The 20,261-nt window shown below is 71.2% G+C and carries 23 protein-coding genes; 11 read left to right on the top strand and 12 right to left on the bottom strand.

Annotated features, from left to right (window positions below; genetic code table 11):
• Positions 1–9 precede the first annotated feature (9 nt).
• From xseA to NMQ01_RS03020, 3 genes are read left to right on the top strand one after another with little or no spacing between them, the layout of a single operon-like run.
• Positions 10–1,242: an exodeoxyribonuclease VII large subunit gene (gene xseA / locus NMQ01_RS03030; protein WP_255185397.1), complete on the top strand. Its 1,233-nt coding sequence runs from the start codon at positions 10–12 to the stop codon at positions 1,240–1,242.
• A 26-nt stretch (positions 1,243–1,268) separates the two neighbouring features.
• The gene (locus tag NMQ01_RS03025; RefSeq protein ID WP_255185396.1) at positions 1,269–1,499 is read left to right on the top strand and encodes an exodeoxyribonuclease VII small subunit; all 231 of its coding nucleotides are present in this window, start codon (positions 1,269–1,271) and stop codon (positions 1,497–1,499) included.
• Positions 1,500–1,509: 10 nt separating this feature from the next.
• Complete coding sequence (locus tag NMQ01_RS03020) at positions 1,510–1,914, top strand: NUDIX hydrolase (RefSeq protein ID WP_255185395.1); 405 nt, start codon at positions 1,510–1,512, stop codon at positions 1,912–1,914.
• A gap of 20 nt (positions 1,915–1,934) precedes the next feature.
• Here NMQ01_RS03020 and NMQ01_RS03015 read toward each other — a convergent pair whose 3' ends face one another.
• A complete protein-coding gene (locus NMQ01_RS03015; RefSeq protein WP_255185394.1) occupies positions 1,935–2,627 on the bottom strand; it encodes a DUF4245 domain-containing protein in 693 nt (230 codons plus the stop codon).
• Positions 2,628–2,725: 98 nt separating this feature from the next.
• Between NMQ01_RS03015 and glpX the strand changes: the two genes are divergently transcribed.
• Positions 2,726–3,745, top strand: coding sequence for a class II fructose-bisphosphatase (gene glpX / locus NMQ01_RS03010; protein ID WP_255185393.1), 1,020 nt, complete (start codon positions 2,726–2,728; stop codon positions 3,743–3,745).
• Positions 3,746–3,758: 13 nt separating this feature from the next.
• Entirely contained in the window at positions 3,759–4,721 is a 963-nt protein-coding gene (locus tag NMQ01_RS03005) for a PfkB family carbohydrate kinase (RefSeq protein ID WP_255185392.1), read from the top strand.
• A gap of 43 nt (positions 4,722–4,764) precedes the next feature.
• Here the strand turns inward: NMQ01_RS03005 and NMQ01_RS03000 are convergent, their stop codons facing one another.
• The 4 genes from NMQ01_RS03000 to NMQ01_RS02985 form a co-directional block, all read right to left on the bottom strand.
• Positions 4,765–6,024: an ABC transporter ATP-binding protein gene (locus NMQ01_RS03000; protein WP_255185391.1), complete on the bottom strand. Its 1,260-nt coding sequence runs from the start codon at positions 6,022–6,024 to the stop codon at positions 4,765–4,767.
• Between the two features lie 31 nt (positions 6,025–6,055).
• Positions 6,056–6,913 (bottom strand): carbohydrate ABC transporter permease, encoded by an 858-nt coding sequence (locus NMQ01_RS02995; protein ID WP_255185390.1) that lies wholly within the window; start codon positions 6,911–6,913, stop codon positions 6,056–6,058.
• 1 nt (position 6,914) lies between these two features.
• A complete protein-coding gene (locus NMQ01_RS02990) occupies positions 6,915–7,757 on the bottom strand; it encodes a carbohydrate ABC transporter permease (protein ID WP_255186312.1) in 843 nt (280 codons plus the stop codon).
• Positions 7,758–7,852: 95 nt separating this feature from the next.
• Positions 7,853–9,163: an extracellular solute-binding protein gene (locus tag NMQ01_RS02985; RefSeq protein ID WP_255185389.1), complete on the bottom strand. Its 1,311-nt coding sequence runs from the start codon at positions 9,161–9,163 to the stop codon at positions 7,853–7,855.
• A gap of 235 nt (positions 9,164–9,398) precedes the next feature.
• Between NMQ01_RS02985 and NMQ01_RS02980 the strand changes: the two genes are divergently transcribed.
• The 3 genes from NMQ01_RS02980 to NMQ01_RS02970 all read left to right on the top strand — a co-directional run bounded on the left by NMQ01_RS02980 (position 9,399) and on the right by NMQ01_RS02970 (position 11,450).
• A complete protein-coding gene (locus tag NMQ01_RS02980) occupies positions 9,399–9,920 on the top strand; it encodes a carbonic anhydrase (protein WP_255185388.1) in 522 nt (173 codons plus the stop codon).
• 64 nt (positions 9,921–9,984) lie between these two features.
• Positions 9,985–11,058, top strand: a complete 1,074-nt coding sequence (locus NMQ01_RS02975; protein WP_255185387.1) for a Glu/Leu/Phe/Val dehydrogenase dimerization domain-containing protein — start codon at positions 9,985–9,987, stop codon at positions 11,056–11,058.
• Positions 11,055–11,450 carry a nuclear transport factor 2 family protein gene (locus tag NMQ01_RS02970; RefSeq protein ID WP_255185386.1) on the top strand — a complete coding sequence of 132 codons (396 nt, stop codon included), beginning with the start codon at positions 11,055–11,057 and terminating at the stop codon, positions 11,448–11,450. Before NMQ01_RS02975 ends, NMQ01_RS02970 begins: the two co-directional genes overlap by 4 nt.
• Positions 11,451–11,523: 73 nt before the next feature.
• Here the strand turns inward: NMQ01_RS02970 and glmM are convergent, their stop codons facing one another.
• The gene (glmM, locus tag NMQ01_RS02965) at positions 11,524–12,873 is read right to left on the bottom strand and encodes a phosphoglucosamine mutase (protein WP_255185385.1); all 1,350 of its coding nucleotides are present in this window, start codon (positions 12,871–12,873) and stop codon (positions 11,524–11,526) included.
• 115 nt (positions 12,874–12,988) lie between these two features.
• Between glmM and NMQ01_RS02960 the strand changes: the two genes are divergently transcribed.
• Positions 12,989–14,125 (top strand): glutamate--cysteine ligase, encoded by a 1,137-nt coding sequence (locus tag NMQ01_RS02960; protein WP_255186311.1) that lies wholly within the window; start codon positions 12,989–12,991, stop codon positions 14,123–14,125.
• A gap of 123 nt (positions 14,126–14,248) precedes the next feature.
• On the opposite strand, the gene rpsI is transcribed toward NMQ01_RS02960, so the two are convergent.
• Entirely contained in the window at positions 14,249–14,758 is a 510-nt protein-coding gene (gene rpsI, locus NMQ01_RS02955; protein ID WP_255185384.1) for a 30S ribosomal protein S9, read from the bottom strand.
• Between the two features lie 30 nt (positions 14,759–14,788).
• Positions 14,789–15,232, bottom strand: a complete 444-nt coding sequence (gene rplM / locus NMQ01_RS02950) for a 50S ribosomal protein L13 (RefSeq protein ID WP_255185383.1) — start codon at positions 15,230–15,232, stop codon at positions 14,789–14,791.
• A 230-nt stretch (positions 15,233–15,462) separates the two neighbouring features.
• On the opposite strand from rplM, the gene NMQ01_RS02945 reads away from it, so the two are divergent.
• Together NMQ01_RS02945 and lepB are read left to right on the top strand one after the other, a co-directional pair.
• Positions 15,463–16,026 carry a helix-turn-helix domain-containing protein gene (locus NMQ01_RS02945; RefSeq protein WP_255185382.1) on the top strand — a complete coding sequence of 188 codons (564 nt, stop codon included), beginning with the start codon at positions 15,463–15,465 and terminating at the stop codon, positions 16,024–16,026.
• 18 nt (positions 16,027–16,044) lie between these two features.
• Complete coding sequence (gene lepB / locus NMQ01_RS02940) at positions 16,045–16,737, top strand: signal peptidase I (protein ID WP_255185381.1); 693 nt, start codon at positions 16,045–16,047, stop codon at positions 16,735–16,737.
• A gap of 1 nt (position 16,738) precedes the next feature.
• Here lepB and truA read toward each other — a convergent pair whose 3' ends face one another.
• The 4 genes from truA to rpsD form a co-directional block, all read right to left on the bottom strand.
• Positions 16,739–17,566 carry a tRNA pseudouridine(38-40) synthase TruA gene (gene truA, locus NMQ01_RS02935; protein ID WP_255185380.1) on the bottom strand — a complete coding sequence of 276 codons (828 nt, stop codon included), beginning with the start codon at positions 17,564–17,566 and terminating at the stop codon, positions 16,739–16,741.
• A gap of 112 nt (positions 17,567–17,678) precedes the next feature.
• Positions 17,679–18,407 carry a 50S ribosomal protein L17 gene (gene rplQ, locus NMQ01_RS02930; protein WP_255185379.1) on the bottom strand — a complete coding sequence of 243 codons (729 nt, stop codon included), beginning with the start codon at positions 18,405–18,407 and terminating at the stop codon, positions 17,679–17,681.
• A gap of 59 nt (positions 18,408–18,466) precedes the next feature.
• A complete protein-coding gene (locus NMQ01_RS02925; protein ID WP_255185378.1) occupies positions 18,467–19,501 on the bottom strand; it encodes a DNA-directed RNA polymerase subunit alpha in 1,035 nt (344 codons plus the stop codon).
• 148 nt (positions 19,502–19,649) lie between these two features.
• Positions 19,650–20,258, bottom strand: coding sequence for a 30S ribosomal protein S4 (gene rpsD, locus NMQ01_RS02920; protein ID WP_255185377.1), 609 nt, complete (start codon positions 20,256–20,258; stop codon positions 19,650–19,652).
• Positions 20,259–20,261 lie beyond the last annotated feature (3 nt).

Here is a 20,261-nt window from a genome sequence, read left to right as displayed (position 1 = left end):
CTGTGGGCCGTGAGCACCCCCCTTCCCGACAAGGCAGCCGACACGACGGCCGAGCAGCCGTGGCCGGTGCGCCTGCTGAGCATGAAGATCGCCGACTACGTCGACAAGATGTCGGTGACCTGGGTCGAGGGTCAGGTCGTGCAGCTGACCCGGCGCCCGGGGGCGCGTACGGCCTGGCTGACCCTGCGCGACCCCGACGTCGACATGTCGCTGTCGTGCATGGTGCGGGTCACCGCGCTCGACGCGATGGCCGCGCCGCTCGGCGAGGGCGCGCGGGTCGTCGTGCAGGCCAAGCCGAGCTACTGGACCCAGCGCGGGTCGCTGTCCATGGACGTCCGACAGATCCGACCGGTCGGCGTCGGTGAGCTGCTCGCCCGCATCGAGTACCTCAAGCAGCACCTGCGCTCCGAGGGGCTCTTCGAGGCCTCGCGCAAGCGACCGCTCCCCTTCCTCCCCCGCCGCGTCGGCCTCGTCTGCGGCCGCGCGAGCGCCGCCGAGCGTGACGTGGTCGAAAATGCGCGGCGCCGCTGGCCGGGGCTGCCCTTCGAGATCCGTCAGGTCGCCGTGCAGGGGCCGACCGCGGTGACCGAGGTGACCGCGGCCGTCGCCGAGCTCGACGCCGTCGACGAGGTCGACGTCATCGTCGTCGCCCGCGGCGGCGGGTCGGTCGAGGACCTGCTGCCCTTCAGCAACGAGACGATGGTGCGCGCCGTCGCCGACGCGCGCACCCCGGTCGTCAGCGCCATCGGCCACGACGTCGACAGCCCCCTGCTCGACCTCGTCGCCGACGTGCGCGCCTCCACCCCCACCGACGCCGCGAAGCTCATCTGCCCCGACGCCGCCCAGGAACGCGCCGGGGTCGTCGACGCCCGCACCCGGGCCCGAGCCGCGCTCGCCGGCCTCGTCGAGCGCGAACGCCGTGGCCTGGTCCACCTGACGAGCCGGCCGGTGCTCACCGACCGCACCGCCTTCGTCCGGGCGCAGCGCGAGGTCGTCACCTCCCTGCGGCGGCGGGCCCACGGCCGGGTCGAGGCGCTGCTGCACCGCGAGCGCGACCGCATCGGCCACCTGCGGTCGCAGGCGAGGGTCCTCTCCCCCGCCTCCACCCTCGAGCGCGGCTATGCCATCGTCCAGCGGCCCGAAGGGGAGGTCGTCGCCTCCCGCGCCGCCCTCGCCGTCGACGACCTGCTGCGGGTGACCGTGGCCGACGGCGACTTCGCCGTGCGGGTCACGGACTCCTGACGGCAGCCCCGCCTACAGTGGTCGCCATGGCCACCGACCCGCAGCCCGAGCAGGAGCAGCCCGACGTCGCCGACCTGTCCTACGAGGAGGCGCGCCAGGAGCTCATCGAGCTCGTCGCCCGGCTCGAAGGGGGTCAGGCCGGTCTCGAGGAGTCGATGCGGCTGTGGGAGCGGGGCGAGGCCCTCGCCGCCCACTGCGAGGCATGGCTCGACAAGGCCGAGGCGAGCCTGGGGTCGCAGGACACGACCGACGAGTGAGCGGGCTGCCGTGACGGGGCGCCTGCACCGCGTCGCGATGGGGCTTCTCGTCGCCGACGGCTGCGTGCTGTTGGCGCACCGGCACCCCCGTCGTCAGCACTACCCCGACTGCTGGGACGGGGTGGGCGGTCACATCGAGGCCGGCGAGTCACCCGAGGAGGCGCTCGTGCGCGAGTGCCGTGAGGAGATCGGCGTGACCGTCACCCGGTGGCGCGCGCTCGACCCGCCGGTGGTGCGGCTCGGCGACGACCTGGAGCTGCACACCTTCGTCGTCGACGGCTGGCAGGGCACGCCGGCCAACCTCGAGCCCGAGGAGCACGACGACCTCGCCTGGTGGCAGCTCGACGAGATCAGCGGGCTCCACCTCGCCCACTCCGGTCTGGTCCCGCTCGTCACCACGGCGTTGGGCCGCTGAGCGAGGGACCTCTCAGGACGTCATGAGGACGGCGACGCGCTCGGGCTCGCACTGCCGCCGGGCTTCGTCACCTTCGCGGGGGTCAGGTGCTCGGCGAAGGCCTGCAGCTGCTCCCAGCTGCCCGTGCCGGTGACGAGGGTCGTCAGCTCCCCCTTCGCGTCGGGGACGTTGACGAGGCTGCGCTGGACCTTGCCCTCGCGGTCACGCTTGGCCCACTCGCGACCGTCGGAGGTCTCGACGGTGCCGACGGGGCGACCGTTGTTGGTCTGCGTGTCGATCCAGGCCTGGCCGGGGTCGACCGCCTGCTGCACGGAGACGAACTCGCCGTCGGGGGTCGTGTAGCCGGCATTCCACACCATGACGCCGCCCTTGGAGCGCACGTAGCGCACGCTCGTCGCGGTCCACCCGTCGGGCAACTGGTCCGCGTAGGCGAAGGGCTCACCCGCCTCGGCGGCGCGGTACTCCGCGGCGGCGGAGACGTCGACGGCCTGCGGCGTGACGCTGTTGGGGCGCCCGGTGACGAGGAAGAGGGCGAGCGCGAGCCCGACGATGACGACCATCGAGCGAACCATGTTGGCGCTCGTGCCCTTGGCGTAGTGGCTCGCGCCGCGTGCGGGGACCCCCTGCTGGGCGGCGAGCTCCTCGGGGGTCGACTCGCGATCGGGAGCCGACGAGGAGGGGGTCGCGGCCTGGTCGCCGGGGGCTGAGCTCATGCCTTCCATGGTCGCACGCGCCACAGCGCGGCCCGGACACCTGTCGGCGGCCCGGCCGATAGGCTCGGCCCGACGACCAGCCGTATCTGAGGAGAAGCATGAGCCAGGCCCAGACGTCCACCCCGAGCGCCGGGGTGATGCACCCCGACCGCAACCTCGCGATGGAGCTCGTGCGGGTCACCGAGGCCGCCGCCCTCGCCGGGGGCCGGTGGGTGGGTCGCGGCGACAAGAACACCGCCGACGGCGCCGCCGTCGACGCGATGCGCTCGATGATCTCCAGCGTCCAGATGCGCGGCGTCGTCATCATCGGCGAGGGCGAGAAGGACGAGGCCCCGATGCTCTTCAACGGCGAGGAGGTCGGCGACGGCACCGGCCCCGCCTGCGACGTCGCGGTCGACCCCATCGACGGCACGACACTGACGGCGAAGGGGATGACCAATGCGGTCTCCGTCCTCGCCGTCGCCGACCGGGGCACGATGTACGACCCCAGCGCCGTCTTCTACATGGACAAGCTCGTCACCGGGCCCGAGGCCGCCGACGTCGTCGACATCCGCCTGCCGGTGAAGGAGAACATCAAGCGCATCGCCAAGGCCAAGGGCCAGCAGCCCGAGGACGTCACGGTCGTCATGCTCGACCGCCCGCGGCACACCGACCTCGCCGACGAGGTCCGCGCCGCCGGGGCGCGGATCCGCTTCATCTCCGACGGCGACGTCGCGGGCGCGATCATGGCCGCCCGCCCGGACACCGGCATCGACCTGCTGCTCGGCGTCGGCGGCACCCCCGAGGGCATCATCACCGCCTGCGCGATCAAGTGCCTCGGCGGAGTCATCCAGGGCCGCTTGTGGCCCCGCGACGACGAGGAGCGCCAGCACGCGGTCGGCGCCGGCCACGACCTCGACCAGGTCCTCACGACCGACGACCTCGTCCAGACCGACAACTGCTACTTCGTCGCGACGGGCATCACCGACGGCGAGCTGCTGCGCGGCGTGCGCTACCGCGCCGGCGGCGCGACGACCCACTCGCTCGTCATGCGCAGCAAGTCGGGCACGATCCGCACCGTCGAGGCGCACCACAACCTGACGAAGGTCCAGCGCGTCTCCCCCTACCCGACCGCCTGACCCGACTGGTCCCGTGCCCCGCCGCCGCCGCTCCGCACCGCCCGCCCCGACGCTCGTCATCGGCGAGTCGCTCGTCGACGTCGTCGTCGGGGCGGACGGGCAGCGCAGCGAGCACGTCGGCGGCAGCCCCCTCAACGTCGCCGTCGGGTTGGCCCGCCTCGACCACCCGGTGACGCTCGCGACCCACTTCGGCCGCGACGCCCGGGGGGCCGCGATCGGCGAGCACCTCGCCGCGGCCGGCGTCGCCCTCGTCCCGGGCAGCGACCGCGCCCGGGACACCTCGATCGCCACGGCGACCCTCGACGGGAGCGGCGCGGCGACCTACACCTTCGACCTCGACTGGCGCCTGCCCGAGCTGCCCGAGGTCGGTGGCCACGTGCACACCGGCTCCCTCGGCGCCCTGCTGCGCCCCGGTGGCGTCGACGTCCTCTCCGCGATGACCGGTGCCGCGCGCGCCCACACGATCTCCTACGACCCCAACTGCCGACCGGACCTCATGCCCGACCGCGACGCCGCCCGGGCCGAGATCGAGCGCCGCATCGCGGTGAGCGATGTCGTCAAGGCGAGCGACGAGGACATCGCCTGGCTCGCCGGCCGCCCGCTCGACCACAACGAGATCGCCGACGTGCTGCGCTCTTGGCGAGACCTCGGGCCCGCGCTCGCCGTGTGCACGCTGGGCGCCGCCGGGGCCCTGGCGATCCTCCCTTCGGGCCGCCGCATCCAGCTGCGCGCTCCCCGCGTCGACGTCGTCGACACCGTGGGTGCCGGCGACTCCTTCATGGCGGGCCTGCTCTCCGGCTTGCTCGACGCCGGCCTCCTCGGCGGGGCCGAGCCCAAGGCCCGCCTGCGCAAGGCCCGTGGCCGGGTCGTCTCCGCGGCCATCGAGCGCGCTGTCGACGCCGCCGCGCGCACCGTCGCCCACGCCGGGGCACACGCACCGAGCCGCGCCGACCTGGGGGTCGACGCGGCTCGATAGGCCTTCGGGACGGCGCCGACGCGTCGCCCGTCAGCCCTGCTCGTCAGCCGGTGGTGACGGACTCCGCCTCGCGGGCCCGGGCCCGCTCGAGCGCGCGCTGCCGGTCCTCCTCGGACTGGTGGGCGATCTCCGCGGCCTTCGCGTCGTCACGGGTGAGGCAGTCGCCGGTCTCCGGGTCGAAGACGTGCATGAGGGCGGGGTCGAAGACAAAGTTGCCGTCGTCCCCCTCACGCACCCGCGAGCGGGGGTCGAGGTTGATGACCATCTGGGTGCGCATACCCTCGCCGTCGAGCTCCTTGTCGAGCTCGTCGAGCTTGTGCTTGACGTCGCCCTCGACGGCGAAGGGGATGTAGGCGTACTGCTCGTTGCCCAGCCACTCCGTCTGGTCGACCGGTGCCGCGAAGCGCACGCCGCCGGCGGGCACGTCGCCGAGGTCGGCGTCCTTGATGTGCTCGGGGCGGATGCCGACGATGAGCAGGTCCTTGCCCCCGGCGCGCTCGCGCACGGCCTGCGGCATCGGCACCCGGCAGAAGGGCAGCTGCAGCTCGTCGCCGTGGACCTCCGCGGGCAGGAAGTTCATCGGCGGCGTGCCGATGAAGCCCGCAACGAAGAGGTTGACCGGCTGGTCGTAGAGCTCGCGCGGACTGGCGCACTGCTGCAGGACGCCCTTCTTGAGCACCGACACCCGGTCGCCGAGGGTGAGCGCCTCGGTCTGGTCGTGGGTGACGTAGATCGTCGTCGTGCCCATGCGGCGCTGCATGCGGGCGATCTCGGTGCGCATCTGGCCGCGCAGCTTGGCGTCGAGGTTCGACAGCGGCTCGTCGAAGAGGAAGGCGTCGGCGTCGCGGACGATCGCCCGGCCCATCGCGACGCGCTGCCGCTGACCACCGGAGAGGTTCGCCGGCTTGCGGTCGAGGTGCTCGTCGAGCTCGAGCATCGAGCTGGCCATGCGCACCTTGCTGTCGATGTCGGTGTCGCTGTGCTTCCCCTTCGACAGGCGAAGGGGGAAGGCGATGTTCTCGTACACGCTCAGGTGCGGGTAGAGGGCATAGTTCTGGAAGACCATCGACAGGTTGCGGTCCTTGGGCGAGAGGTCGTTGACCCGCTTGCCGTCGATGAGCAGCTCGCCGCTCGTGATGTCCTCGAGCCCGACGACCATCCGCAGGAGCGTGGACTTCCCGCAGCCGGAGGGGCCGACGAAGATCATGAACTCGCCGTCCTTGATGTCCAGGCTCACGTCGTTGACCGCGGGGAAGCCGTCGCCGTACTTCTTGACGATGTTGTTGAGGGTGATCTCAGCCATGGGGTGTTCTCCAGTTCTGTGAAGGCGGGGGTCAGCCCTTGACGGCGCCCGAGGTCAGGCCGGCGACGATCCGGCGCTGGAAGATCAGCACGAGGATGACGACCGGGATGGTGACGACGACCGAGGCCGCCATGATCGCGCCCGTCGGCTGCTCGAACTGGCTGGCACCGGTGAAGAAGGCGAGCGCGGCGGGGACCGTGCGGGCCTGGTCGGAGGTCAGCGAGATCGCGAAGACGAAGTCGTTCCAGGCGGTGAAGAAGGTGATGATCGCGGTCGTGAAAACGCCCGGCGTCGCGAGCGGGATGATCACCTTGCGGAAGGCCTGCCAACTCGTCGCGCCGTCGACCTGCGCCGCCTGCTCCATCTCCCACGGGATCTGCTGGAAGAAGGCCGACATCGTCCAGATCGACAGCGGCAGGGTGAGCGCGAGGTAGGGGATGATCAGGCCGGGGATGGTGTCGAAGAGACCGATCCGGCTCCACACGTCGAAGAGCGGCGTGACCATCGCGACGACCGGGAAGAAGCTAACCGCGAGGGCGGTCGTGAGGATCATCTTCTTGCCCTTGAACTCCAGCCGCGAGATCGCGTAGGCGCAGAACATCGCGAGCACGACGGAGATGAGCGTCGCGAGCAGGCAGACGATGAGCGAGTTGCGCAGCGCCGGCATGAAGAGGTCGCTCGCGCCGCCGGTGAAGATCAGCCGGTAGTTGTCGAGCGTCGGGTCCTTCGGCCAGAAGTTGCCGAGGTAGGCCTTGTCGGGGTTGGCCAGGTCGCTCGCGCTCTTCAGCGAGAGCGAGAGCATCCACAGCAGCGGCAGCACGGTCCAGATCATGATCGGGATCGCGAGGACGCTCCAGATGCCGGTGCCCTTGGCGGATTCCTTCGCCATGTCAGCTCCTCCCCTGCGTCAGGTCGACCTTGAAGCCCTTGACGAAGAGCGCCGCGATGATCAGCACGCAGATGAAGAGGATCACCGACAGCGCCGACCCGAGCCCGATCTCCGTCCGGTCGATGGTCTGGCGGTAGATGAGGCCGGAGAGGGAGTTCGTCCCGTTGGCACCGCCGGTCATGATGAAGATGTTGTCGAAGATGCGGAAGGCGTCGAGGGTGCGGAAGAGCACCGCGACCATGATCGCCGGCTTCATGTTCGGCAGGATCACCTTCGTCAGCACCTGCATCCACGAGGCGCCGTCGACCTTGGCCGCCTCCTCCATCGAGGTGTCGACCTGGGCCAGGCCGGCGAGGAGCAGCAGCGACATGAAGGGCGTCGTCTTCCAGATCTCAGAGAGGCAGATGACGAAGATCGAGGGCCAGAAGCTGCCGAACCAGTCGTAGTTGTCGCTCACGCCCGGCAGCCAGCTCGTCCAGCGGTTCACGAAGCCGGTGTCCGTCTGGTACATGAAGAGCCAGGTGAAACCCGAGACGACCGTGATGATCGAGTACGGGATGAGCACGATCGTGCGCAGCGTGCGCCGCGGGATGACGATCCGGTGCATCACCAGGGCGATGATGAAGCCGAGGACCAGCTCGACGACGACGGTGATGACGGTGATGAGGACCGTCGCCGCCATCGCGCTCCAGAAGACCGAGTCGCCGAAGGAGACGACGTAGTTGTTGAGCCCGACGAACTCGCGGTTGTCGGGGTCGGTGAGCCGGTACTTGAAGAAGCTGTTCCAGATGGCCTGCAGGATCGGGTAGGCCGTGACGAGCAGCATGACGACGAAGGCCGGCATCGCGAGCTTCCAGCCGAGCCGCTGCTCGGCCCGGGCCCGGTCGGACAGCCGGGGCGCTCCCCCCTTCGCCGTCGTCGTGGTGTCGGTGGTGGCGCTCACAGCAACGCATCCCCCTTCAGGACGTCCTCGAGCAGCGTCGTCGCCTGCTTCGGGGTGGAGCCCGGGGCGACCGACCCGGGCGGGCTGTACTCACGCTGGATGCCCGAGGAGACGTCGCCGTAGTACTGCGTCAGCGGGCGCGGGCCGCTGGAGTCGAGGGACTGGCGGATGAGGGCCGCCATCGGGAAGTCCTTCTTGACGTCGGCGTCGTCGTAGACGGCCTTGCGCGCGGCGGGGTTGCCGGTGCCGAGCATGTAGGCCTTCTGGCTCTCCTTCGAGGTGAGGCACTCGACGGCCTCCCACGCCTGCTCCTGCTTCGACGAGGACTGGGCGACGCCCATCTCGATGCCGCCGAGCGGGGGCTTGGACTCCGTGCCCTCGGTCGTCTGCGGGTAGCGGGTCCAGGCGAGGTCCTTGATCCAGTCGACCTCTGCGCCCTTGAGCGCGGCGTAGACGTAGGGCCAGTTGACCATGAAGCCGGCCTGCTCGTTCTGGAACATGTCGAGCGTCGTCGTCTCGTCGGTCGAGCCCATCGCCGGGCCGCCGACGCCCTCGTCGCTGACCTTCTGGATGATCTCGGCGGCCTTCTTGCCGCCCTCGGACTCGAGGCCGAACTTCAGCTCCGGCCCGTCCGCCCCCGGGTTCTCGACGATGTGGTCGCCACCGCCCTCGACGAGCGCGTTGATCCACACCATGTAGCCCTCGTAGCGCGAGGCCTGGACGCCGACGTTGCTGTCGCTCTTCTTCGCCGCGTCGATGACCTGGTCCCAGGTGACCGGCTTGGTCATGTCGAGTCCGGCCTTCTTCGCCACCGACTTGCGGTACCAGAGCAGTTGGGTGTTGGCCCAGAAGGGCGCCGCGTAGAGCTCGTCCTTCCACGTCGCGTTGGTGACGGCCGGGTCGACGACGTCGTCGGTGAAGGTCGACTGCTTGTCCTCGGGCACCGGCGCGAGGTAGCCGGCCTCGGCGAACTCGGCGACGAAGACCGGGTCGATCGACATGATGTCGACACCCTTGTCGTTCGACGCCAAGCGCCGCAGCAGCTGCTGACGCTGGTCGCTCGCGCTGTTGGGCAGCAGCTGGATGCCGATCCTGTAGCGGCCGTCGGAGGCGTCGGAGCACTCCTTGGCCAGCTGCGCCTGCCCACCGCCGGCGGGGTCGGAGCCACCGCCGTCGGGGTTGATGTACCACGTCAGGTGGGTGGTCCCGCCTGACGAGCTGTCGCTGCCGCAGGCCGCCAGTCCGAGGCTCGCGGCCGTGGCCGCAGCCGCCACGAAGGCGATCCGACGTCGTCGTCGACTCTCCACGTCGTTCCTTTCGTCCGCAGGGGCGGCGTGGACCGGCGCCCGACGCTGCCTCCTAGTCATGTGTCTACACCCCCGCTGCGCTCTGCGTCACGCAAGCGGGCCGACGACTTGGGCCACGGGCTGATTCGTGACCACCCGGGGTCGGTCGCCAACGTGACCGACAGCGCGCGGACGGCCGTCGAAGGGAGGTCACGCGCAGGTCTACTGTGCAAGGGACCCCACGAAAGGTGCACCCATGACCGACCCCACCACGACCGCCGGCGACTCCCCCTTCGCCGATCTGATCGCCGCCAACCAGGCCTTCGCCGACGACTTCACCCTCGGCGGCTTCGACGGCGTCGCCAAGGCAGGCGTTGCCATCGTCACCTGCATGGACAGCCGCATCGACCCGCTCGGCATGCTCGGGCTCAAGCCGGGCGACGCGAAGATCTTCCGCAACCCCGGTGGCCGCGTCACGGCCGCCGCGCTCGAGGCCCTCGTCCTCGGGGTGCACCTGCTCAACGTCAACCGCGTGCTCGTCATCCCGCACACCCGGTGCGCGATGACCAGCTCGACCGAGGTCGAGCTGCGGCAGAAGGTCGGAGAGTCCGCCGGGCAGGACGCCTCGTGGCAGGGCTTCCACGTCGTCACCGACCAGCTGGGCTCCCTGCGTCAGGACGTCTCGGCCGTCCGCTCGCACCCCCTCATCGCCGAGCGCGCGTCCGTCGGCGGCTTCGTCTACGACGTCGACACCGGGCTGATCAGCCAGCACTACTGAGGCCCCCCGCCGGGACACCCGGGGTCGGTGACGGCGGTCACTCCCGCAGTGCCACCATGGGCGCATGACCACCGTCACCGAACCCACCCCGACGTCTGACGCCGTCGCCGCACCCTGGGCGAGCGAGCAGATGATCACCTGCCACGACGACCGCGTCGGACTGCGTGCCGTCATCGCGATCGACGACACGACCCTCGGTCCCGGCTTCGGAGGGGTGCGCTACCGCGCCTATCCCTCGACCGAGGCCGCCGCGCGCGAGGCCCAGCGCCTCGCCGCCGCAATGACCCTCAAGCACGCACTCGCCGAGCTGCCCTACGGCGGCGCCAAGTCCGTCGTCGTGCTCGACGGCGAGCCCGCTGCCCCCGGCTCTCCCGAGCGCCGGGCGCTCTTCGCCCGCTTCGGCGAGATGATCGCCCGCACCGCCGGCTTCTACGTGCCCGGCGTCGACATGGGCACCCTGCTGGAGGACATGCAGACGATCCGCGACGACGGCCACGCCCGCGCCTTCTGCGACGAGGTGAGCCCCTCCCCCTTCACCGCCCGCGGCGTCTACGCGGCGATGCGGGCCGCGGCGGTCCACCACCACGGCGAAGGGGGTCTGTCCGGTCTGCGCGTCGTCGTCCAGGGCGTCGGCAGCGTCGGCGAGGAGGTCGCCCGCCTCGCGCACCGTGACGGCGCCCGCGTCACCGTCGCCGACATCGACACCGCCCGCGCGAGCGCCCTCGCCACCGAGCTCGGCGGCGACACGGTGCCGACGCAGGATGCCCCCTTCGCCGAGGCCGACGTCTTCGCCCCGTGCGCCATCGCCCGGGTCGTCACCCGCGAGGCGATCGACCGGATCCCCGCGCGCATCATCGCCGGCGCGGCCAACGACACCCTCGACACCCCCGACTGCGCCGAGGCGCTGCAGGCGGCGGGCATCACCTTCGTCCCCGACTTCGTCGCCAACGCCGGCGGCGTCATCCAGGTCCACGGCGGTGTCGCCGGCTGGTCCGACCACGAGACGCTCGCCGCGATCGACCGGATCGGCGAGCGGGTCACCGGCCTGCTCGAGACCGCCGAGGCGGAGGGCATCACGCCCCTCGAGGCCGCGCTGCGCCGTGCGGACGCCGCGCTCGGGCGCACGGTGCCGCGATGATCGGCGGCGCGGGCACGGAGCCGGGCACCGAGGTGCCGCGCGACCCGCAGGAGGCGGTGCGGCGCTACTACGCACTCGTCGACGCGGGTGACGTGCCCGGTGTCGTGGGGTGCTTCGCGGCGGAGGCCGTCTACCACCGGCCGGGCTACCCGCCGATGGTCGGGCACGCGACCCTGACCGACTTCTACGCCGGCGAGCGGGTCATCGCCGACGGCCGGCACGAGCTCGACGAGGTCGTCACGCAGGGGCGTCGCGTCGCCGTCCACGGTCGCTTCGTCGGCACGCTCAAGGACGGCAGCGCCGCGAGCGTCGGCTTCGCCGACTTCTGGGTGCTCGACGAGACCGGCCGGGCCCTGACCCGCCGGACCTTCTTCGACTCCCCCGCCGTCTGACCCTGCAAAACCCTCGGGTTTTGCAGGGTTGGACCTGCAGGACCCTAGGGTTTTGCGGAGTTAGGGGGCGGCGTCAGAGGGCCAGGCGCTCCTTGACGACGACGGACAGGCGCTCGGCGGACTCCTGGGCCCGCTCGTGGGTGGCGGCCTCGACCATGACGCGCACGACCGGCTCGGTGCCGGACTTGCGCAGCAGGACGCGGCCCTCGTCGGCGAGCGCGGCCTCGGTCTCGGCGACCGCGGCCCGCACGCCCTCGTCGCCGTCGACGCGGTGCTTGTCGACGCCCTTGACGTTGATGAGCACCTGCGGCATCCGGGTCATCGCACCGGCGAGCTCGGCCATCGAGCGGCCGGTCTCGGCGACCCGCGCCGCGAGCATGAGGCCGGTGAGGACCCCGTCTCCGGTCGTCGCGTGCTCCTGGAGGATGACGTGGCCGGACTGCTCGCCACCGAGGGAGTAGCCGCCCTTGCGCATCTCCTCGAGGACGTAGCGATCGCCGACGCCGGCCTGCACGACGTGGATGCCGGCGGCCTCCATCGCCCGGATGAGACCGAGGTTGCTCATGACCGTCGCGACGAGGGTGTCCTGCGCGAGCTCGCCGTGCTCCTTGAGCGCCAGCGCGAGGATCGCCATGATCTGGTCGCCGTCCACCTCGTTGCCCGTGGCGTCGACGGCCAGGCAACGGTCGGCGTCGCCGTCGTGCGCGATGCCGAGGTCGGCGTCGTGCTCGACGACCGCGGCGCGCAGGCCCTCGATGTGCGTCGAGCCGACGCCGTCGTTGATGTTGAGCCCGTCGGGGCGGGCACCGATGACGTGCACCTCGGCGCCGGCGAGGCGGAAGGCCTCGGGCGAGACCTGGCTCGCCGCGCCGTGGGCGCAGTCGAGGACGATCGTCAGGCCGTCGAGGCGCTGCTCGACCGCGTCGAGCAGGTGCCGCACGTAGCGGGCGCCGGCGTCCTCCATCGGGGTGACCCGACCGACGTCGATGCCGGTGGGCCGGTCGGGGGTGTCGTCGAGAGCCGCCTCGATGGCGTCCTCGACGGCGTCGGGGAGCTTGTGGCCCCCCTTCGCGAAGAACTTGATGCCGTTGTCCGGCATGGCGTTGTGCGATGCCGAGAGCATGACGCCGAAGTCGGCGTGCACCTCGGCGGTGAGGAAGGCGACGGCCGGCGTCGGCACCACACCCGCGTCGAGGACGTCGATGCCGCTGCTCGCGAGCCCGGCGACGACCGCGGCGGAGAGGAACTCGCCCGAGGCGCGCGGGTCGCGGCCGACGACCGCCACGGGGCGGTGGCCCTGCAGGCCCTCGGGGTCACGCAGGACGCGGGCGGCGGCCTGGGCGAGCGAGAGGGCGAGGTCTGCGGTGATGACCTCGCCGTTGGCGAGGCCGCGAACACCGTCGGTGCCGAAGAGTCGGGACATGTGCGTGCTGAACCTTCCGTGGGGGGCCCGTCGCATGACACACGAGAGACGGGCTCGTGCGACGATACCCGCTGGTTAGGCTGGGAGACCGTAGGTGCGACGTCGAGAGGCCCTCATGATCGAGTTCACCCCGTCAGACGGCCCCACCCTCGGGGTCGAGTGGGAGATCGCCCTCGTCGACCGGGAGACCCTCGACCTCGTCCCGCTCGCCGACAGCGTCGTCGAGCCGCTCGCCGCCGAGGACGGCCTCGCGCCCAAGGTGCACCGCGAGCTGCTCACCAACACCGTCGAGCTCGTCACCGGCATCTGCCACGACGTCCCCGAGGTCGTCGCCGACCTCTCCGACAGCCTCGCGAGGTTGCGCGGGGTGACCGACGGGCTCGGGCTGGAGCTCATCAGCGCCGGCACCCACCCCTTCGCCCGCTGGGAGTCGCAGCAGGTGAGCGAAGGGGAGCGCTATGCCACGCTCATCGACCGCACCCGCTGGTGGGGCCGGCAGATGGTCATCTACGGCGTGCACACCCACGTCGGCGTCACCCACCGCGACAAGGTCCTGCCGCTGCTCGGCGGCATGCTCACCTATGCCCCGCACCTGCAGGCGCTGTCCGCCTCCTCCCCCTGGTGGGGCGGGGTGCCGACCGACTACGCGAGCAACCGCGCGCTGCTCTTCCAGCAGCTGCCGACGGCCGGGCTGCCCTTCCAGTTCGACACCTGGGCCGAGTACGAGCGCTATGTCGACGACCTGCTCGTCACCGGCGTCATCGACGAGCTCAAGGAGGTGCGCTGGGACCTGCGCCCGGCCCCGCACCTGGGCACGCTCGAGGTGCGGGTGTGCGACGGGGTGCCGACCCTGCACGAGATCGCGGCCCTCACCGCCCTGACGCAGTGTCTGCTCGTCCACCTCGACGACCGGCTCACCGACGGCGGCACGATCCCGACGCTGCCGCCGTGGCACGTGCAGGAGAACAAGTGGCGCACCGCGCGCTACGGCATGGACGCGATCATCATCCTCGACTCGCGCAACCGCGAGCGGCTCGTCACCGACGAGCTGCACGACCTGCTCGAGCGGCTCTCCCCGATCGCCCGCCGCCTGGGCTGCGAGGCCGAGCTCGCCGGCGTCGAGGAGATCATCCGCTGCGGCGCGAGCTACCAGCGCCAGCTGGCCGCGGCCGACGCCCACGGCGGCGACCTCGTCGAGGTCACCCGCTCGCTCGTGGCGGAGATGCGCGCCGGGCGACCGCTGACGGTCTAGCCGGGGCGTCTCGAGGCTCGTTCCTCGCACCTCGACGACCGGAGCGGGTATGACGAAGGGCGGTGCCCACCGTGAGGTGAGCACCGCCCTTCGTGGTCTCGAAGACCAGCGTCGATCCGTGGATCAGCGCTTGCTGTACTGCGGCGCCTTGCGGGCCTTCTTGAGACCGGCCTTCTTGCGCTCCGGGACGCGGGCGTCACGGGTGAGGTAGCCGGCCTTCTTGAGGGTGGCGCGGTTGAGCTCGGGGTCGACGCCGTTGAGCGAGCGGGCGACGCCGAGACGGACGGCACCGGCCTGGCCGGAGGGGCCACCGCCGTGGACGCGCACGAGCACGTCGTAGGCGCCGTCGAGCTCGAGCGCGACGAGCGGCTCGTTGACGATCTGCTGGTGGACCTTGTTCGGGAAGTAGTCCTCGAGCGCACGCCCGTTGACCTTCCACTCGCCGGTGCCCGGGACGATCCGGACGCGGGCGATGGCCTGCTTGCGGCGGCCGGTGGCCGAGCCGGGGGCCGACGCGGAGGGGCGGCGCACGGGCTCGTCGGTGCCGACGGGGCCCTCGGACTCGGAGGTGTAGGAGCTCAGCTCGGGCTCGTCGCCCTCGAGCACCTCGGTGTTGTCGGTGGTGTCAGCCACAGTGGTTCCTCAGTTCCTTGTGGGCGGCGCTTACTGCGCGACCTGGGAGATCGTGTAGGGGGTGGGCTGCTGAGCGGCGTGCGGGTGCTCGGCACCGGCGTAGACCTTGAGCTTGCTCAGCTGCTGGCGGCCGAGGCTGTTGCGGGGCAGCATGCCGCGCACGGCCTTCTCGACGGCGCGCGTCGGGTGCTTCTCCAGCATCTCGGTGTAGTTCATCGAGGACAGACCGCCCGGGTGACCCGAGTGACGGTAGGCGCGCTTCTGCTCGGCCTTGGCGCCGGTCAGCGCGATCTTGTCGGCGTTGATGATGATGACGAAGTCGCCGGTGTCCACGTGGGGGGCGAAGGTCGTCTTGTGCTTGCCGCGCAGCAGCGTCGCGGCCTGGCTCGCCAGACGGCCGAGCACGACGTCGGTGGCGTCGATGACGTGCCACTGACGGGTGATCTCACCGCCCTTGGGGGTGTACGTGCGCATGATGATGCCTTCTGCTCGTCGTTCGCTTGCCCCTGCGGGGGCGAAGGGGAGGCGCCGCACGTCGCGAGGACGGGGCGCCGCTGGGTTCAATTCTACGGACACCGCACCCGCGGCAGAAATCCGCACACCGGCCGCAAAACCCTTGGTAGATCAAGGATCTCCCACCTCCAGCGGCCTCCCCCGGCAGCCCGGGACCGGAGATTGCACAAAACTTGTGCGATTCTGGGCAGGTGAGCGACTCCCCTTCGACCGATGCCTGGCGACTGCTCGCGCACCCGCTGCGCTCGCGCATCCTCGCCCACCTGCGGCTGCACGGCGCCGCGACCGCGGCCGAGCTCGCCCGCGCGCTCGGGACCAACACCGGTGCGACGAGCTATCACTCGCGGGTGCTCGCCGAGGCGGGGCTGCTCGAGGACACCGGCCTGGGCGACGGCCGCTCCCGGGTGTGGGCCGCCGCCGAGGAGGACGAGGAGCGCGCCGTCGACACCTCGGTGGCCGTGAGCACGATCGACGACGCCGACGACCTGGCCGACGCCCTGTGGCTCGCCCACGACCTCGTCGACCACCACACGCAGCGCATGCACGGGTGGGTCGACGCGCAGGTGTCGTGGCCGCTGGTGTGGCAGGAGGAGTGCGGCCTCGACGACCGCGAGGTGCTCGTCGACGAGACCCAGCTCGCGGCGCTGCGGGCCGAGCTGGGCGCGGTGCTCGACCGCTACCGGCGACGCGGCGCCGGCACACCGGGCGCTCGTCGGGTGAGCGCCGTCGTCGCCCTCACCCCCCTGCCCCGCTGACCGGCCTAGGCTGACGGCGTGGGCGGAGACGGGACGGGCACCGAGCGGCACTGGCTGTGGGGCGTGCTGCTGCGCCTGGTCATCGCCTTCGCGGTCGTCGCCGTCGTCACGCACACACTCGTGCGCCCCTTCGTCATCCCGTCGGCGTCGATGGAGCCGACCCTCATGACCGGCGACCGGGTCATGGCGCAGATCGTCGGGGTCGACGGCGAGCACCTCGAGCGCGGCGACGTCGTCGTCTTCGGCCACGGCGAGACGTGGGCGTCGGACGGCATCGACGAGCCCAACCCGGTCAAGGACGTCATCCGCTACGGCGGCGACCTCCTCGGCGCCGGGCCGAGCCACACCGCGCACACGGTCAAGCGCGTCATCGGCCTGCCGGGCGAGACGATCTCCTGCTGCGACGACCAGGGCCGCGTCCTCGTCGACGGCGAGCCCCTCGACGAGCCCTACGTGCGGCGCGACCTCCCCTTCGCCGGAGGGTGCGAAGGGGGCACCGCCGCCCGCTGCTTCCCCGACGTCACGGTCCCCGAGGGCTCCTACCTCGTCCTCGGCGACAACCGCGCCAACAGCGACGACTCCGTCGCCGGGTGCCGCGGCCGGGCCACGGGTCGCTGCGACGCGAAGTTCGTCGGCGCCGACCACGTCGTCGGCACCCTCGGCTGGCGCTGGTGGCCCCTGCCACCCGGCCGCGCCGAGCGGCTCGACTGACTCAGTCGCGACGGGCGCGGGCCTCGACGGCTCGCGCCCCGAGCGCGTCGTCCGCCGGATAGGTCACCTCGACGAGGCACAGCCCGTGCGCCGGCATGACCTTGACCCGAGGGTCGCGGGCCCCGGCCGTGAGCACCTCGGCGGGGAAGTCGACGTCTCGTTGACCGGCACCCACCGGCACGAGGGCCCCGATGAGGGCGCGCACCATCGAGTGGCAGAAGGCATCGGCCACGACCGTGGCCTCGAGCAGCCCGTCGTCACGGCGGGTCCAGGCGTAGCGCAGCAGGGTGCGGGTGGTCGTCGCCCCCTCCCGCTTCTTGCAGAATGCCGCGAAGTCCCGCAGGCCCAGCAGGCGCTGCGTGGCGGCGTTCATCGCGTCGACGTCGAGCGGCGTGCGGAGCGAGACCACCTCACGACGACGAAGGGGGTCCACCCGTGCCGGGTCGTCACCGACGAGATAGCGGTAGCGCCGGCTCGTCGCGGAGAAGCGCGCGTCGAAGCCCTCAGCAGCCCGGGTGACGCGGTGGACGACGACATCGGGTGGGAGCACTCCCCGCAGCCGGGTGGCCAGGGCCTCCTCCGCGGGCCGGTCGGAGTGGCCCCGCGCCCGCTCGAGCTCCGCCGGCTCGACGTCGACGTGCACGACCTGACCGGCAGCGTGGACGCCGGCGTCGGTGCGACCGGCGACGGTCAGCCGCGCCGGCTCGGGCAGGCGCAGGACGGTCGTCACCCCGCGCGACAGCTCCTCCTCGACCGTCCGCAGCCCCGGCTGCGCGGCCCAGCCGTGGAAGTCCGTGCCGTCGTAGGCGAGGTCGAGTCGCAGCCGCATGCGGGCCAGCGTAGGCGACGCCTCCGACGTCACCGCCGAGCCAAGACCAAGGGAGCGCCGCCCACCCCGTGGGGTGAGCGGCGCTCCCTTCGCATGCAGTCGGCCGTCAGGCTCAGGCCTCGTCGGACTCCTGCTGCTTGGCCTCGCCACCGGCGGGCTCGAAGCCCGCGGCCTTGGCCTCGTCAGCGGTCTTGAACCAGACCTCGGCGACCGTCTGGTCGTACCACTGCGAGCCGGCGACGTGGTACTTCATCGAGTCGAGGTTGCCCTTGACCGTGTAGTCGTCGCTCGGCGCGGCGCCGTCCTCGAGGGGCGCGGCGGCACCCTCGGGCAGGTCGGCGACGGCGGCCGGAGCGGCGGTCTCCTCGGCGGCAGCCTCGGTGGTCTCGACCGGGGCCTCGGCCTCGGCGGCCTCGTCCTGGGCGGAGCGCTTCGTGGCGGCCTCGGCCTCGGCGACGACGGCGCGCTTCGGCTTGGCGTTGACGGGCTCGCGGACGAGCTCGATGACGCACATCGGGGCGTTGTCACCCTTGCGGGGGGCGATCTTCGTGATGCGGGTGTAGCCACCCTCGCGCTCGGCCATGTCGGGCGCGATCTCGACGAAGAGGCGGTGGACGACGCTCTTGTCCTGGACGGTCGTCATGACCTTGCGGCGGGCGTGCAGGTCACCGCGCTTGGCGAAGGTGATCAGACGCTCGGCCAGCGGACGCAGACGCTTGGCCTTGGCCTGCGTCGTCGTGATCTGGTCGTGCTCGAAGAGCGCGGTGGCGAGGTTCGCGAGGATGAGCCGCTCGTGAGCCGGGCCGCCACCGATACGGGGACCCTTGGTGGGGGTGGGCATGGTGTTCTCCTTGGAAGTTCTGACCTACCGCGTCAGCGGTGAGGTCGGGAAGCGGTGGGTCAGAGCTGCTCGTCCTCGGCGAACGAGGCGTCCTCGTCGCCGGACTCGTCGTAGTCGTCCTCGCCGTAACCGGGGATGGTCGTCGGGTCGAAGCCGGGAGGGCTGTCCTTGAGGGCCAAGCCCATCTCGTGCAGCTTGGCCTTGACCTCGTCGATCGACTTCGCACCGAAGTTGCGGATGTCGAGCAGGTCGGCCTCGCTGCGGCCCACGAGCTCACCCACGCTGTGGATGCCCTCGCGCTTGAGGCAGTTGTAGGAGCGGACGGTCAGGTCCAGGTCCTCGATCGGCAGGGCCAGGTCGGCGGCGATCGCGGCGTCGGTCGGCGAGGGGCCCATGTCGATGCCCTCGGCCTCGACGTTGAGCTCACGGGCCAGGCCGAAGAGCTCGACGAGGGTCTTGCCGGCGGAGGCCAGCGCGTCCCGCGGGGAGATCGAGTTCTTCGTCTCGACGTCGACGACCAGCTTGTCGAAGTCGGTGCGCTGCTCGACACGGGTCGCCTCGACCTTGTAGGTCACGGCGAGGACCGGCGAGTAGATCGAGTCGACCGGGATGCGGCCGATCTCCTGGTCACCGGTCTTGTTCTGCTGCGCGGAGACGTAGCCGCGGCCGCGCTCGACGGTCAGCTCCATCTCGAGGGAGCCCTTGTCGTTGAGCGTCGCGATGTGCAGGTCCGGGTTGTGGACCTCGACACCGGCCGGGGGGTTGATGTCGGCAGCGGTGACCGCGCCGGCGCCCGACTTGCGCAGGTACATCACGACCGGCTCGTCGTTCTCCGAGGAGACGACGAGGGACTTGATGTTGAGGATGATCTCGGTGACGTCCTCCTTGACCCCAGGGACCGTGGAGAACTCGTGGAGCACGCCGTCGATCCGGATCGAGGTGAGGGAGGCACCCGGGATGCTCGAGAGCAGGGTGCGACGCAGCGAGTTGCCGATGGTGTAGCCGAAGCCGGGCTCGAGGGGCTCGATGACGAACCGCGAGCGGTTGTCGGCGATGACCTCTTCGCTGAGGTTGGGGCGCTGTGCGATGAGCACGTCTGTTTCCTTCCCACGGGCGACCGCTATATGACGCCTCGTGAAGGTGCCGGTCTGGTGGCCGGCGGTTGGTGCGCCTCTGTCCGTGCACCAACCGTGAGGCTCCTGCTCCCTTCGCACGAGGCGAAGGGAGCAGGAGCGACGGTGATCAGTTCTTCGAGTAGAGCTCGACGATCAGCTGCTCGGTGAGCTGGGTGTCGATCTGCTCGCGGGTCGGCAGCTGGTGCACGAGGATCTTCAGGCTGCCCGGGACGACGTGGAGCCACGCCGGGACCGGACGCTCGCCGAAGGTCTCACGCGCGAGCTGGAAGGGGAAGGCCTCCACCGACTGCTTGCGGATCGTGATGATGTCGTACTGCTCGACGCGCTGGCTCGGGACGTCGGTGCGGACACCGTTGACCTCGAAGTGGCCGTGCGTGACGAGCTGGCGAGCCTGACGACGCGTGCGGGCCAGGCCCGCGCGGTAGATGACGTTGTCGAGGCGCGACTCGAGGATGGTCAGCAGGTTGTGACCGGTCTGGCCGGGGCGGTTGGCCGCCTCCTTGTAGTACCGGACGAACTGCTTCTCCATGACGCCGTAGGTGAAGCGGGCGCGCTGCTTCTCCTGCAGCTGGGTGAGGTACTCCTTCTCCTGGATCCGCCGACGGCCGTGCTGGCCGGGCGGGAAGGGACGGAGCTCGAAGTTCTTGTCGCCGCCGACGAGGTCGAGCTTGAGTCGACGCGACTTCTTGGTGATGGGGCCGGTGTAACGAGCCATGTC

Origin of the sequence: Janibacter sp. CX7, assembly GCF_024362365.1 — a bacterium.
Classification (GTDB): Bacteria; Actinomycetota; Actinomycetes; order Actinomycetales; family Dermatophilaceae; genus Janibacter.
Note: the sequence above shows the minus strand (reverse complement) of the source record. Positions and strands in the feature narration are given on the sequence as shown.

Bases quoted from the DNA above. Each gene is read 5' to 3' on its own strand.
- rplM (WP_255185383.1), bottom strand. From the start codon at position 15,232: ATGCGCACGTACACCCCCAAGGGCGGTGAGATCACCCGTCAGTGGCAC.
- NMQ01_RS02960 (WP_255186311.1), top strand. From the start codon at position 12,989: ATGATCGAGTTCACCCCGTCAGACGGCCCCACCCTCGGGGTCGAGTGG.
- NMQ01_RS03000 (WP_255185391.1), bottom strand. From the start codon at position 6,024: ATGGCTGAGATCACCCTCAACAACATCGTCAAGAAGTACGGCGACGGC.
- NMQ01_RS02995 (WP_255185390.1), bottom strand. From the start codon at position 6,913: ATGGCGAAGGAATCCGCCAAGGGCACCGGCATCTGGAGCGTCCTCGCG.
- NMQ01_RS02980 (WP_255185388.1), top strand. From the start codon at position 9,399: ATGACCGACCCCACCACGACCGCCGGCGACTCCCCCTTCGCCGATCTG.
- NMQ01_RS03015 (WP_255185394.1), bottom strand. From the start codon at position 2,627: ATGAGCTCAGCCCCCGGCGACCAGGCCGCGACCCCCTCCTCGTCGGCT.
- NMQ01_RS02975 (WP_255185387.1), top strand. From the start codon at position 9,985: ATGACCACCGTCACCGAACCCACCCCGACGTCTGACGCCGTCGCCGCA.
- rpsD (WP_255185377.1), bottom strand. From the start codon at position 20,258: ATGGCTCGTTACACCGGCCCCATCACCAAGAAGTCGCGTCGACTCAAG.
- glpX (WP_255185393.1), top strand. From the start codon at position 2,726: ATGAGCCAGGCCCAGACGTCCACCCCGAGCGCCGGGGTGATGCACCCC.
- truA (WP_255185380.1), bottom strand. From the start codon at position 17,566: ATGCGGCTGCGACTCGACCTCGCCTACGACGGCACGGACTTCCACGGC.
- NMQ01_RS02990 (WP_255186312.1), bottom strand. From the start codon at position 7,757: ATGCCGGCCTTCGTCGTCATGCTGCTCGTCACGGCCTACCCGATCCTG.
- glmM (WP_255185385.1), bottom strand. From the start codon at position 12,873: ATGTCCCGACTCTTCGGCACCGACGGTGTTCGCGGCCTCGCCAACGGC.
- NMQ01_RS02970 (WP_255185386.1), top strand. From the start codon at position 11,055: ATGATCGGCGGCGCGGGCACGGAGCCGGGCACCGAGGTGCCGCGCGAC.
- rplQ (WP_255185379.1), bottom strand. From the start codon at position 18,407: ATGCCCACCCCCACCAAGGGTCCCCGTATCGGTGGCGGCCCGGCTCAC.
- NMQ01_RS03025 (WP_255185396.1), top strand. From the start codon at position 1,269: ATGGCCACCGACCCGCAGCCCGAGCAGGAGCAGCCCGACGTCGCCGAC.